This is a genomic window from Maribacter sp. 1_2014MBL_MicDiv, from assembly GCF_001865655.1.
In the GTDB taxonomy this organism is placed as follows: Bacteria; Bacteroidota; Bacteroidia; order Flavobacteriales; family Flavobacteriaceae; genus Maribacter; species Maribacter dokdonensis.
The window spans coordinates 3,999,931-4,012,910 of the sequence record NZ_CP011318.1 but is presented as its reverse complement, the minus strand read 5'-3'; the positions used below and the strand labels follow the sequence as shown (position 1 = coordinate 4,012,910).

Genomic DNA, 12,980 nt, shown 5'->3' with positions numbered 1-12,980 from the left:
GTACTTTGCATTTTGCACTCTTTACTTAATACTTAATACTCTGTACTTTTCACTAACTATTCTAAAATTTGTTTATCAACAGACATCCACAATGCTGAATCTCCTATTTTATTAAATCCGTAACGCTCATACATTTTATGGGCATCCTTAGTTTTTAATGCAAGTGTTTTTAGGTTTTTTATGATTGGGTCTTCTAACATAAAGGCTACCAATTTTTTACCGTAACCCTTACCTTGGAATTTATCAAGGATAATGACATCCATAAAATAACCAAAATAGATATAGTCGGTTACTACCCTGGCAAAACCAATTTGTTCATTCTCAGCGGTATAAATACCAAAACAGTACGAATGTTCAATAGTGATCTTTACATCTTCAATAGTCCTATTATTTCCCCAATAAGAATTTGCGATAAACTCCTGTATGGCTTCTACGTTTAATAGACTTTTATCTTTGGAAATAAAGTAATTCGGCTTCATTACATTTTTAAAAAGTTCTCTAAAATTTTCTCACCAACATCACTAGATTTCTCTGGGTGAAACTGCGTACCGTAAAAATTTCCCTTTTGTAATGCTGCGCTATAGTTGAGTCCGTATGAACATTCAGCTATAGTTTCGCTACACAATGGGGCATAAAAGCTATGAACCAAGTAAATATGCTCATCCTCGGTAATGGAGCCAAACAAATCTGATTTTAGGTTCGATATTTGATTCCATCCAATTTGGGGAACTTTTACGCTAGTATCAAATTTTATGACATTAACATCAAAAATGCCCAATCCTTTGGTATTCCCCTCCTCGGATGAATTACACATTAATTGCATGCCTAAACATATACCTAAAACAGGCTGTTTTAAGGTTGGTATTATGCTATCCAGACCACTATTCAACAGCATTTTCATGGCACTACTTGCCTCACCTACTCCCGGAAAAATTACTTTATCGGCATTTTTTATTTCCTCGGCATCGCTACTTAAAACAGCATCAAAACCTAACCTTTTGATGGCAAATTTTATGCTCTGTATATTTCCGGCGCCGTAATTTATGATAACAATTTTCATTAAAACTAGTATTAAGTACTCAGTATGAAGTACAAAGTAAATCTTAGAACGATTTAATACTTTATACTTAATACTTTGTACTATTATAGAACTCCTTTAGTACTTGGTAACACCATCTTTTCTACATCTCTTTTTACCGCCATTTTGATGCTTTTTGCAAAAGCTTTGAATATAGCTTCTATTTTATGATGTTCGTTAGTACCTTCGGCTTTAATGTTCAAATTGGCTTTTGCTCCGTCTGTGAACGACTTAAAGAAATGGTGAAACATTTCCGTTGGCATATCGCCTACCATTTCACGCTTAAAGTCTGCATCCCATACTAGCCAATTTCTGCCACCAAAATCAATAGCGGATTGCGCCAAACAATCGTCCATTGGTAAACAGAATCCGTAACGTTCTATACCTAATTTATTCCCTAAGGCATTATGAAAAACTTCACCTAAGGCAATACCGGTATCTTCAATAGTATGGTGTTCATCAACTTCTAAATCACCATCAACCTTAATGGTTAAATCCATTTGCCCATGACGAGCCAATTGGTCTAGCATATGGTCAAAAAATGCTAATCCGGTATTGATATCGCTTTTACCGGTACCGTCTAAGTTCAATTGTATGGCAATATCTGTTTCATTGGTCTTTCTATGAATTTCAGCCGTTCTATCATTTAGCTTTAAAAACTCATATATCTTTTCCCAATCATTACTTTCAATAGCAATATGGCTATCTAATTCGTCACGTTTTACTGTGATTTCACCAGTGCCAAGATTCGTATCGTCATTAATGAAAATTCCTTTAGAACCTAAGTTTTTAGCCAATTCCATATCCGTTAATCGGTCACCGATCACAAAGGAATTCTCCAGATCATAATCCTCGGAAAAATATTCGGTCAATAATCCGGTGCCAGGTTTTCTTGTGTCTGCATTTTCATGGGGAAAAGTACGGTCAAGAAAAACCTTATCAAAAACAACGCCCTCATTCTCGAATGACTTAAGAATGAAATCATGAACCGGCCAAAAGGTATCCTCTGGAAATACATCTGTACCCAAGCCGTCTTGGTTGGTAATCATGACCAATTCATAATCCAATTCTTTCGCTATTTTACCTAAATATGTAAATACTTTAGGATAGAAAATCATTTTCTCAAATGCATCGATCTGCTCATCTACAGTTTCTTTTATAATAGTACCGTCACGGTCTATAAATAGTACTCTTTTTTTCATATTAGTTTGATAGTGCTCTTAAAGCGGTAATTACAATATTATTTTCTTCTGATGTACCCACGGTAAATCTAAGCGTATTTTCACATAAGGGTTGGGTAGTTCGGTTACGTACAACTATACCTTTTTCTAATAACTGATTATAACGACGTGTAGCATCATCAACCTTGGCCAGAATAAAATTAGCATCGGTAGGATAAATAATAGAAACAAAAGATATGGTTTTTAATGTTTCGATCAGTTTTTCACGCTCTTCAAGAATTGAAGCAACTTCTGTTTGCACGGCTTTTTGGTCAGATACTCTTTCAATAGCCCTATCTTGAGTAAGCTGATTGACATTATATGGCGGTTTAATTTTATTGATTACCGCGATAACCTCTGCAGATGCCAAACATAAACCCAAACGAATACCTGCCATGCCGTAAGCTTTTGATAAGGTCTGAGTAACAATCAAATTAGGGTAATCTGCTAATTTCGATGTCCAGCTTTCTTCAGATGAAAAGTCGATATACGCTTCATCGATAACCACTAGCCCATTAAAAGAATTTAAAAGCTCTTCAATAATTGCAGTAGAGAAACTATTGCCTGTAGGATTATTTGGAGAACATATAAACAACAATTTTGTATGCTCATCAATTGCCTTTGTAATTTCTGCAATATTCGGCTGAAATGCAGTAGTCAGTAATACTTCTCTGTTTTCGACTAAATTGATACCCGAAAGCACCTTGTACATACCGTATGTAGGCGGCAATGTGATAATATTATCCTGTTTAGGCTCACAGAAAGCCCTGAACAATAGATCCAATACTTCATCACTACCATTTCCTAAAAGTATGTTTTCTTCCTTAATACCTTTCTGTGCAGCTAGAATTGTCTTTAAACTACGTTGTTGTGGATCAGGATATCTATTGACACCGTTTTCAAACGGATTTTCATTAGCATCTAAGAAAACCATGGTAGAACCATCCGACACATATTCGTCACGTGCAGAAGAATACGGACTTAAACCCTTAACATTTTCCCTTGTAATATTGTTTAAATTGAAACTCATTAGTTCAACATTGAATTGGCCATTCAGCATAGCCATTATGACATTATTTTAAACTGTTTAATCTTAAGGTTACAGCATTCTTGTGAGCCTGCAAGCCTTCTGCTTCAGCCATAAGCTCAATCGCTTTGCCTATGGTTTGAATACCTTTTTCATTTATCTTTTGAAAGGTCATACTCTTCATAAAACTATCTAAGTTTACACCGCTGTATTGCTTGGCGTAACCATTGGTAGGTAAGGTATGATTGGTACCCGATGCATAATCTCCAGCACTTTCAGGCGTATAGTTTCCTATGAACACTGAACCTGCATTTTGGGTGTTGTCAATGTAGAAATCTTCATTTTCTACACAAACAATGTAATGTTCCGGTCCGTATTCATTTATTAAATCAATAGCATCTTGATCATTATCAACATATATTAATTTACTATTTGCAATTGCCTGCTTTGCGATTTCCTTACGTGGCAATTCTTCTATTTGAAGGGCTACTTCCTTCTCTACAGCATTGATCATCTCTTTAGAAGTAGAAACCAAAATTACCTGACTATCTACCCCATGTTCAGCCTGACTCAGTAAATCTGAAGCAACAAAGGCGGCATTTGCAGAATCATCTGCAACCACCAATAATTCTGAAGGACCTGCCGGCATATCTATGGCTACACCATACTTAGTGGCAATCTGTTTGGCGACGGTTACATATTGGTTACCCGGTCCAAATATTTTATACACCTTAGGAATAGTGGCTGTACCAAAAGTCATTCCTGCAATAGCCTGTATACCACCTACCTTTACTATTTTGGTGACACCGCATAAATTTGCCGTGTAAAGAATAGCTGGGTTTAGTTTACCCTCCTTATCCGGTGGAGAGCACAATACAATTTCTTTGCATCCAGCTATAGCTGCAGGCACGGCCAACATTAAATTTGTTGAAAACAAAGGTGCCGTACCCCCAGGGATATACAATCCTACCTTCTGTATAGGTCTTTTCTCTTGCCAGCAAGAAACTCCCGCAGCAGTTTCTACTTCAACACGCTCGGTTTTTTGAGCCTTATGAAATACCTCTATATTAGCTTTTGCGAGCTTTATAGCTTCTTTCAAATCATCTGAAACCAATTTTTGTGCCTCTTCAATTTCGGTCTTTGACACAAGCATACTTTCCAAGACCACCTTATCAAATTGTTCGGTATACTTTTTAATGGTATCGTCACCATTTGATCGTACTTCTTCAAAAATACCATTCACCAAACCTTCAATATCAGCAACGGTTTGCGTAGGTCGTTTTAAAACGTTGTTCCAATCTACTCTCTTTGGATTATATATTTTGTTCATTATTTATTTAGTTGTTCGTTGATGGTTGTTCGTTGATGGTTGTTCGTTGATAGTTGTTCGTTTTTGGTTTACGAAATGTAAATAGAACAATGAACATTTCCATCTAATATCAATTCCAAATAATACTACTTAATACTATTTTACAATACCATCTTTTCAATTGGGCAAACCAAGATACCTTCTGCACCGGCTTTTTTCAATTCATCGATCACTTCCCAAAAAGTATCTTTATTGATTACGGTATGCACAGAACTCCATCCTGCATCAGCTAAAGGTAAAACTGTAGGACTCCTCATTCCCGGTAATAATTTTAAAATACCTTCCAATTTTTCATTAGGTGCATTCAACAAGACATACTTTGAAGCTCTTGCGCGCAAAACCGATTGAATCCTGAATTGTAGTTTCTCAAGCAATTCTCTTCGCTCGTTAGATATTTTGGGAGAAACCGCCAACACCGCCTCACTAGTAAGCATTACTTCTACTTCTTTCAAGTTATTCTTGAATAAAGTACTACCGCTAGATACAATATCACAAATGGCATCTGCAAGTCCAATATTGGGTGCTATTTCAACAGAACCGTTAATAATGTGCAGGTCTGCCTTAACCCCTTTATCCTTCAAATAGTTAAGTACTGTATTTGGGTAAGAAGTAGCAATACGTTTACCCTCAAAATCCTTTACCGAATTATATTTAACGGATTTTGGTACGGCCAACGAAACTTTACATTTAGAGAAGCCCAATTTTTCTGCAATGGAAATATCTTCTCCTTTTTCAATCAATACATTTTCTCCGATAATAGCAATATCTACTACACCATCTCTTAAGTACTGCGGGATGTCACCATTTCTTAGATAAAAAACCTCAATTGGAAAATTTCTTGAAGATGCTTTTAATTGATCTTTGCCGTTATCAATTGAAATTCCGCAGTCTTTTAAAATTTGAAGGGATTCCTCATTAAGTCTTCCCGATTTCTGAATAGCAATTCTAATTTTAGTCATTGTTTTAATTTAATGCTTGGCAACCAAAAGAGATTTAAATACAAAACCCGTTTGATTGCTCAAACGGGTTTTTAAATATGTTGTTCTACTACAATACATTCCTACCTCGCCTGAGCGTGTGTATGAATATGATGATGTGTAGTTCTATTTTTCATTCTGTTGTAAAAGTAAAAGGTATTTTTCATTTCGCAAAACAAAAGTTTAAAATGAAACAAAAATAATGTTCTACGTGTTTTAGTTATTACCTAAAATTAAAGGAAGACCAGATTCACCGCCACCAACTACAATCACCTTGGTATTGGGAGATTCAGAAAGCTTTAGCGTTGCATCAATACCTTTGTCCTGTAAAATTTTATCTGTCAAGGATGCACTTAAAATTTTATTGGCATCGGCTTTACCTTGTGCCTCAATCGTTACTTTTTCAGCTTCTTTTCTAGCGGTCACTAAACGAAACTCATATTCCAATGACTCCTGTTCTTGCCGTAACTTTCTTTCAATAGCCTCTTTAATTGTTGGCGGTAAGGTTACATCACGTACCAATATTTCGTTTAATTGAATATATTCTCCCTCAACAATTTTTTTGGTCTCATCAAAAATCTCTTGTTGAATAGCATCTCTTTTGCTGGAATATAATTGCTCCGGCGTATAACGACCAACTACAGATCGTGCTGCCGATCTAATGGTAGGCAACAAAACACGTTGAATATAGTCTTCTCCTTTTTCTTGATGCAACTTGCCCAAATCATTTCTAATAGGCTCAAACCAAGCGGAAGCCTCTAATTTGATATCAAGTCCGTTACTAGAAAGCACATTCATTTTTTCTAAAACTTCTTGCTGTCTAACTTCATATATAAAAACTTTATTCCATGGAGCAACAATATGAAATCCTTCACCTAAAGGCGGTTCATCTGTAACTACACCATCTCCAAATGTTTTATACAATACGCCAGCTTCACCAGAACCAATGGTGACCGTAGATTTAGAAAACATTATTACTAGTACTATTAAAACAAATATTGCAGGTAATGCAATTTTAGGTAATTTATCCATTAGTGTTCAATTAAATTAATCCGTTATATTTTCTTATAAACCATTCTGAAGCAAAGGCAAATACAATTATTGCCAGCAGTATTTCGAAATCAATCAAAGATACGATATTTTCAGTGCTTTTCTCCGTGGGAACGTAGGTGTCATTTTCTTCCAAATCACTTATTAGCTCATCTATTTGGGAAGGATAATACAATTTACCGCCAGAGTTAGTTGCCAATTTTTCCAATTTTAAATAATCGCTTGAAACAAATTGATTTTCCAAATTAAATTCATTGATAACAAATGAACCAGTTTCTGATTTTTGGTAGTTTTCAACCGACACCACAAAACTATAACTACCTGCAATTAAGTTGGATAAGTCCGCTTCAAAATACCCGTTTTTTAAAATCATGGGGCTCATTTGAGTATTTTTGGTTTTTGTATCGGTAACCTTTATACTGATTTTGGCATTTGGGTCAAATAAAAAGGCTTCATCAAAATAAGTTGCTGTAATAATAGTGTTATTACTGCCTTCATAAATTTTTTCATAATCTACATTTAACCTGGTCTTGTTTTTAGAACTGGTTAAATAACGGACTAGATTTGCTATAAACTCATCAAAATTGGAAAACGCTCCGGTATTTCTATATGTCTGAACCCTCCATTTCCAAAGGTTTTCTCCAAGTAAAAGTGCTTTTTTGTTTGAGTTTTGTTCCAATACCGTAAGTAACGGCTGTTGAATATCCTTTCCTTTAATCTGCGTTCCTAACAGCGGTTCAAAAGCTGTGGTAATTAATACTGGTCCTGCATCACTAAGCAAAGGAGAAAAATCCGTTAAATCAAAATTTGCAATATCATATTTTGAGAAGCCATTGTTTAATAACCCAAATACTTCTTGCTCAGGATATCCGTTCTCAATTTCAAAACCTAAATTACTCCTGTTCAAAAAGTTATAATCCGTTTGAATACCTGTAATCACAAATGAATTAGAATTTCTATCCCTAACAAAATCGAATAATTTTTTAAATTTGGCGTTGGGCTGATAAAAAATAAACAAATCAATATCATCTAAATTATTAGCCGTATTTGGCTTTAAAAAAGATACCTCTCTTTGCTCATTACTTTCAATAGTTTTTTTTAACGCACCTAAGTCTGGATGTAAAATATCACTGACCAAGGCTATTTTTGTTTTCTCGTCTATGACTTCAATACTAGTACTGCGTACGTTATTATTGACGTTACGTTCATCTTGCAGTTTAGTAACTTCTACACGTATATTTTTTGTACCAACTGAATTGGCATCAACCTGAATAGAAATTGTTTTTAAGTTAACATCTGCATTGAGTTCAACCTTTTCCCTATGCACCACTTTGTTATCCATTCTAACCAAAACTGTTGCAGAAACAGCTACTTTGCCCTGATAAGAAATATAAGTCTCTAATGGGAATTTATTTTTTAGAAATGCATATTTATTGGTCAATATAGGTCCTACCGAAATATCTTTATACAAAGTAGTATCTCCTAATACCACTGTGTTTATGGCATTACTTTCATTAGATTTGAAAAAGCTATAGTCCTCACCAATAGTCTGGTTACCGTCTGACAGCAACAGTGTAATTGTTTGCTCGCGACTATAGATATTTTTTAAGGCTGATAAGGGTTTATGAAAATTGCTATATTTTTCATCAAATGAAAGACTATCCAAAACTTCTAACCCTGTCCCAAATTTATAACTAGCCACATTAAAACGATCTGAGATTTTATCAGAAGCTCCAATTGAACTCATTAGCTCATTTAACTCTGCTCCATTTTCAGAAATGGAAGAAGAATTATCAGCAAGAATAACCAGATTAGGTTTTTCTAAGGAATACGTTTTTTTAGAAAACTTCGGATTTATCAACAATAGAAGCAATCCGAAAACCCCTATAAATCGTAAAAAGGCTAAAAGCAAGTTAATTTTGCTTTTAGCCTTCTGTTTATACAAATACTGAAAAACAACGATACCCAGTGCAGCTATTGCCGCAATAATTATATATAGTACCGTTATGCTCTCCATGAATGCTTCTAAATTTCAATTAATCAAAGGAACTTAAAAAGTAAGCCTAAGAATAAATATTGTGTTAGGTAAGCATACCACCATCAACATTAAGTACTTGACCTGTTACATAACTAGAAAGGTCAGATGCAAAATACAAACATGCATTTGCAATATCCTCGGTAGAACCTCCTCGTTTTAACGGAATACCGTCTCTCCATCCTTGAACCGTTTTTTCATCCAATTTTTCGGTCATTTCTGTTTCAATAAATCCTGGTGCAATAGCGTTACATCTAATATTTCTAGAGCCTAATTCCAATGCTACAGATTTAGTAAAACCGATCATACCTGCCTTAGATGCAGCATAATTGGTTTGACCTGCATTACCTTTTACCCCAACCACACTGCTCATATTAATGATAGAACCTTTACGTTGTTTCAACAAAGTTCTTTGTACGGCTTTGGTCATATTAAAAACAGATTTCAAGTTGATATCTATGACAGCATCAAAATCTGCTTCTGACATACGCATTAAAAGATTATCTTTAGTGATACCTGCGTTGTTGATCAATACATCAATTCTTCCATCAAAATCTTCTAATACTTTAGCAACCAGCTCTTCAGCTTCTTGAAAACTGGCAGCATTACTTTTATAGGCTTTTGCCTTAACGCCTTTCTCTGTTAATTCCTTCTCTAACGCTAATGCAGGAGCTTCACTAGAACTATATGTAAATGCAACATTTGCTCCATGGTCTGCAAAAACTTGGGCTATACCCATACCAATTCCTCTGCTAGCCCCTGTTATAATTACGTTTTTATCTTCTAATAATTTCATAAGTCCGTTGTTTTAAACCGATGTTTATCAAATATACCTTTTGTTTCATTTATAGGCTAAAAAAAATCCCGCTATAAACGGGATTTTATACTATAAAAAGGGAATCTTATCCCATTACTTCTTTAACTTTTAAGCCAATTTCAGCCGGAGAATCCACAACGTGAATTCCACATTCTCTCATAATTCTTTTCTTGGCTTGGGCAGTATCATCGCTACCACCAACAATAGCACCAGCATGACCCATTGTTCTACCGGCCGGAGCAGTTTCACCTGCAATAAATCCAACAACGGGTTTTTTACTTCCACTAGCTTTATACCACTGTGCAGCATCAGCCTCTAATTGTCCACCGATCTCACCGATCATTACCACACACTCTGTAGCAGGATCATTGATCAATAACTCAACTGCTTCTTTAGTAGTAGTTCCAATAATTGGATCACCACCAATACCAATAGCAGTAGTAATTCCTAAACCTTGGCGAACCACCTGGTCAGCAGCTTCGTAAGTTAAAGTTCCTGATTTGGAAACAATACCAACATTACCTTCCTTAAATACAAAACCTGGCATAATACCAACTTTTGCCTCACCTGGTGTTATTACACCCGGACAGTTAGGTCCGATCAAGCGACATTCTTTATTTTTAATATAGTTGGCCACCTTTACCATATCGGCAACGGGTATACCTTCTGTAATTGTAATGATAACTTTAATTCCAGCTTCAGCAGCTTCCATTATAGCATCCGCAGCAAATGCTGGCGGAACGAAAATTATAGTAGTGTCTGCGCCTACCTTTTCAACAGCTTCGGTAACCGTATTGAAAACGGGTTTTCCCAAATGCTCTTGTCCACCTTTACCTGGTGTAACACCACCTACGATATTAGTACCGTACTCAATCATCTGTCCTGCATGGAAAGTACCTTCACTACCGGTGAAACCTTGTACGATTATTTTGGAATCCTTATTTACTAATACGCTCATACTACTGTAGTTTATTTATTTTTTTAATTATGAACAAAAATATAAGTTGTTAATGAATTTTATAGCATTACTTAGCTATTTCTTATCTATTTTTTTAATTATTTCTGGAATCTGCTTTAAATAGGCCAATTGCTTTAGCTTTTCACGAGATTCCTCTATTGGCGTACCAAAGTAGCTCTTACCTCCTTTTACAGATTTTGTTACTCCTGTTTGCCCCATAATTACAGCTTTGGCACCTATGGTAATTCCACTATTGGTACCAACTTGTCCCCACAAAGTCACTTCATCTTCAATAATAACACAACCGGCAATACCCGTTTGAGAGGCAATTAAGCACTTTTTACCAATAACCGTATCATGACCAACATGAACTTGATTGTCCAACTTTGTTCCGTAACCAATTGTCGTATCACCCGAAACGCCTCTATCAATGGTACAAAGCGCACCAATATCAACATTATCCTCAAGTACTACCCTACCGCCCGAAATTAATTTATCAAAACCTTCTGGGCGCTTTTTATAATAAAAGGCATCAGCACCTAAAACAGTGCCTGCATGTATGGTAACATTATCACCAATTAAGCAATTATCATAAATTGTTACGTTTGAGTGAATTATACAATTCTCTCCTATTACAACATTGTTACCAACAAAAGTATTAGGTTGTATAACAGTATCCTTTCCAATTTTTGCAGTTGCAGCAATTGATTGGCTGCTTGGTACAAATGGCTGAAAGAACGTGGTAAGCTTATTGAAGTCCCTAAATGGGTCATCTGAAATCAATAATGCTTTTCCGTTAGGACAATCTACTTGCTTATTGATCAAAATGATAGTAGCCTTGGACTCCAAAGCCTTATCATAATACTTTGGGTGGTCTACGAATACAATATCCCCTGGTTCCACAACATGAATCTCGTTCATGCCCAACACAGGAAAATCATCTTGCCCAACATATTCACTAGAGATTATCTCTGCAATCTGTTTTAACGAAAAAGTAGTAGGAAATTTCAAATGACTTTTTTAGCTCTAAATAAAGAATCTACCTTTGGCAATTATTCCTTTACACGTTCCATGTAAGAACCTGTAGAAGTATCTATTTTAACCTTATCACCTTCATTAATAAAAAGTGGCACATTCACTTCCGCTCCAGTTTCAACCGTTGCAGGTTTTGTAGCATTGGTAGCTGTATTACCTTTTACTCCAGGTTCAGTATACGTAACCTCAAGAACAACACTAGCCGGCATATCAACAGATAAAGGCATGCTATCTTCTGTATTGAACATGATCTTTACAATTTCTCCTTCTTTTAAAAGACCAGGAGCATCTAAAGAGCTTTCTTGAAGTGTAATTTGATTGTAATCATCAGTATTCATGAAGTGATACGTTTCACCTTCTGGATATAAATATTGATAAGAACGTGTTTCTACACGAACATCTTCTATTTTATGTCCCGCAGAAAATGTATTATCCAATACTTTGCCTGTAGAAACACTTTTTAATTTAGTACGTACAAAAGCAGGACCTTTACCTGGTTTTACATGTAAAAATTCTATTATTTTATAGATATCGTTATTATATCTTATGCATAGTCCTTTTCGTATATCTGATGTAGATGCCATTACTATTTAATATTAATGTAGTTAACTTAAGTTTAAAATATATTTAATTATTGCTGAAATAACCTTTCATGATACCACGCTGAGAATCACGAATAAATTGCAATATCTCATCTCTTTCTGGAGTGGCCTCCATTTCAGCTTCTATAATTTGTACCGCTTGGGTATTGTTGTAGTTTTTTTGATAAAGTATACGGTAGATATTCTGTATTTCCCTAATTTTTTCCGAGATGAAACCTCTTCTTCTCAAACCAACAGAATTGATTCCTACGTATGAAAGAGGCTCTCTTGCGGCTTTCACATAAGGTGGCACATCTTTTCTAACCAAGGATCCTCCGGTAACAAAGGCATGTTGACCAACCGACACAAATTGATGCACGGCAACCAAACCAGCCAAAATTACATTATCACCAATTGTAACGTGACCCGCTAGTGTGGAATTATTAGAAAAAATACAATTATCACCAACCAAACAGTCATGGGCAACGTGACAATACGCCATTATCAAACAATTTTTGCCGATTACCGTTTTCATCCTATCCGAAGTACCCTTATGTATAGTGGCACACTCCCTAATGGTAGTATTATCACCAATAACTACCGTGGTATCTTCCCCTTCGTATTTTAAATCTTGTGGAGAAGCGGAAATAACCGCACCAGGAAAAATATTACAGTTTTTCCCAATACGTGCACCTTCCATGATAGTTACATTAGACCCGATCCAGGTACCATCTCCAATAGTAACATTATTGTGAATTGTTGTAAATGGCTCTACAACTACATTCTTTGCTATTTTAGCTCCCGGATGAATATAGGCTAAAGGTTGATTCATA

The 12,980-nt window shown here is 35.6% G+C and carries 13 protein-coding genes; all 13 read right to left on the bottom strand.

The window, feature by feature from the left end:
- Positions 1 to 56: 56 nt before the first annotated feature.
- Complete coding sequence (locus YQ22_RS16910; protein WP_071342131.1) at positions 57 to 479, bottom strand: GNAT family N-acetyltransferase; 423 nt, start codon at positions 477 to 479, stop codon at positions 57 to 59.
- Positions 479 to 1,060, bottom strand: a complete 582-nt coding sequence (gene hisH, locus YQ22_RS16905) for an imidazole glycerol phosphate synthase subunit HisH (RefSeq protein WP_071342130.1) — start codon at positions 1,058 to 1,060, stop codon at positions 479 to 481. Before hisH ends, YQ22_RS16910 begins: the two co-directional genes overlap by 1 nt.
- 83 nt (positions 1,061 to 1,143) lie before the next feature.
- A complete protein-coding gene (gene hisB, locus YQ22_RS16900) occupies positions 1,144 to 2,280 on the bottom strand; it encodes a bifunctional histidinol-phosphatase/imidazoleglycerol-phosphate dehydratase HisB (RefSeq protein ID WP_071342129.1) in 1,137 nt (378 codons plus the stop codon).
- Between the two features lies 1 nt (position 2,281).
- The gene (gene hisC, locus YQ22_RS16895) at positions 2,282 to 3,328 is read right to left on the bottom strand and encodes a histidinol-phosphate transaminase (RefSeq protein ID WP_071342631.1); all 1,047 of its coding nucleotides are present in this window, start codon (positions 3,326 to 3,328) and stop codon (positions 2,282 to 2,284) included.
- Positions 3,329 to 3,371: 43 nt separating this feature from the next.
- Positions 3,372 to 4,655, bottom strand: a complete 1,284-nt coding sequence (gene hisD, locus YQ22_RS16890) for a histidinol dehydrogenase (RefSeq protein ID WP_071342128.1) — start codon at positions 4,653 to 4,655, stop codon at positions 3,372 to 3,374.
- A gap of 140 nt (positions 4,656 to 4,795) precedes the next feature.
- Positions 4,796 to 5,653: an ATP phosphoribosyltransferase gene (gene hisG / locus YQ22_RS16885; RefSeq protein WP_071342127.1), complete on the bottom strand. Its 858-nt coding sequence runs from the start codon at positions 5,651 to 5,653 to the stop codon at positions 4,796 to 4,798.
- Positions 5,654 to 5,887: 234 nt separating this feature from the next.
- On the bottom strand, positions 5,888 to 6,703 hold the full coding sequence (locus YQ22_RS16880) for a prohibitin family protein (protein ID WP_058102626.1): 816 nt from the start codon (positions 6,701 to 6,703) through the stop codon (positions 5,888 to 5,890).
- 10 nt (positions 6,704 to 6,713) lie between these two features.
- Entirely contained in the window at positions 6,714 to 8,738 is a 2,025-nt protein-coding gene (locus YQ22_RS16875; protein WP_071342126.1) for a hypothetical protein, read from the bottom strand.
- A gap of 64 nt (positions 8,739 to 8,802) precedes the next feature.
- On the bottom strand, positions 8,803 to 9,552 hold the full coding sequence (gene fabG, locus YQ22_RS16870; protein ID WP_071342125.1) for a 3-oxoacyl-[acyl-carrier-protein] reductase: 750 nt from the start codon (positions 9,550 to 9,552) through the stop codon (positions 8,803 to 8,805).
- Between the two features lie 106 nt (positions 9,553 to 9,658).
- The gene (gene sucD / locus YQ22_RS16865) at positions 9,659 to 10,531 is read right to left on the bottom strand and encodes a succinate--CoA ligase subunit alpha (RefSeq protein ID WP_058102623.1); all 873 of its coding nucleotides are present in this window, start codon (positions 10,529 to 10,531) and stop codon (positions 9,659 to 9,661) included.
- Between the two features lie 75 nt (positions 10,532 to 10,606).
- On the bottom strand, positions 10,607 to 11,542 hold the full coding sequence (locus tag YQ22_RS16860; protein WP_058102622.1) for a UDP-3-O-(3-hydroxymyristoyl)glucosamine N-acyltransferase: 936 nt from the start codon (positions 11,540 to 11,542) through the stop codon (positions 10,607 to 10,609).
- A gap of 41 nt (positions 11,543 to 11,583) precedes the next feature.
- The gene (efp, locus tag YQ22_RS16855) at positions 11,584 to 12,150 is read right to left on the bottom strand and encodes an elongation factor P (RefSeq protein ID WP_058102621.1); all 567 of its coding nucleotides are present in this window, start codon (positions 12,148 to 12,150) and stop codon (positions 11,584 to 11,586) included.
- Between the two features lie 43 nt (positions 12,151 to 12,193).
- Positions 12,194 to 12,979, bottom strand: coding sequence for an acyl-ACP--UDP-N-acetylglucosamine O-acyltransferase (gene lpxA, locus YQ22_RS16850; RefSeq protein WP_058102620.1), 786 nt, complete (start codon positions 12,977 to 12,979; stop codon positions 12,194 to 12,196).
- Between the last annotated feature and the right edge of the window lies 1 nt (position 12,980).

Excerpts from the sequence above, each read along its gene's own strand:
- hisD (WP_071342128.1), bottom strand. The coding sequence starts at position 4,655 with ATGAACAAAATATATAATCCAAAGAGAGTAGATTGGAACAACGTTTTA.
- hisG (WP_071342127.1), bottom strand. The coding sequence starts at position 5,653 with ATGACTAAAATTAGAATTGCTATTCAGAAATCGGGAAGACTTAATGAG.
- hisB (WP_071342129.1), bottom strand. The coding sequence starts at position 2,280 with ATGAAAAAAAGAGTACTATTTATAGACCGTGACGGTACTATTATAAAA.
- fabG (WP_071342125.1), bottom strand. The coding sequence starts at position 9,552 with ATGAAATTATTAGAAGATAAAAACGTAATTATAACAGGGGCTAGCAGA.
- YQ22_RS16875 (WP_071342126.1), bottom strand. The coding sequence starts at position 8,738 with ATGGAGAGCATAACGGTACTATATATAATTATTGCGGCAATAGCTGCA.
- hisH (WP_071342130.1), bottom strand. The coding sequence starts at position 1,060 with ATGAAAATTGTTATCATAAATTACGGCGCCGGAAATATACAGAGCATA.
- YQ22_RS16910 (WP_071342131.1), bottom strand. The coding sequence starts at position 479 with ATGAAGCCGAATTACTTTATTTCCAAAGATAAAAGTCTATTAAACGTA.
- hisC (WP_071342631.1), bottom strand. The coding sequence starts at position 3,328 with ATGAGTTTCAATTTAAACAATATTACAAGGGAAAATGTTAAGGGTTTA.
- efp (WP_058102621.1), bottom strand. The coding sequence starts at position 12,150 with ATGGCATCTACATCAGATATACGAAAAGGACTATGCATAAGATATAAT.
- lpxA (WP_058102620.1), bottom strand. The coding sequence starts at position 12,979 with ATGAATCAACCTTTAGCCTATATTCATCCGGGAGCTAAAATAGCAAAG.
- YQ22_RS16880 (WP_058102626.1), bottom strand. The coding sequence starts at position 6,703 with ATGGATAAATTACCTAAAATTGCATTACCTGCAATATTTGTTTTAATA.
- sucD (WP_058102623.1), bottom strand. The coding sequence starts at position 10,531 with ATGAGCGTATTAGTAAATAAGGATTCCAAAATAATCGTACAAGGTTTC.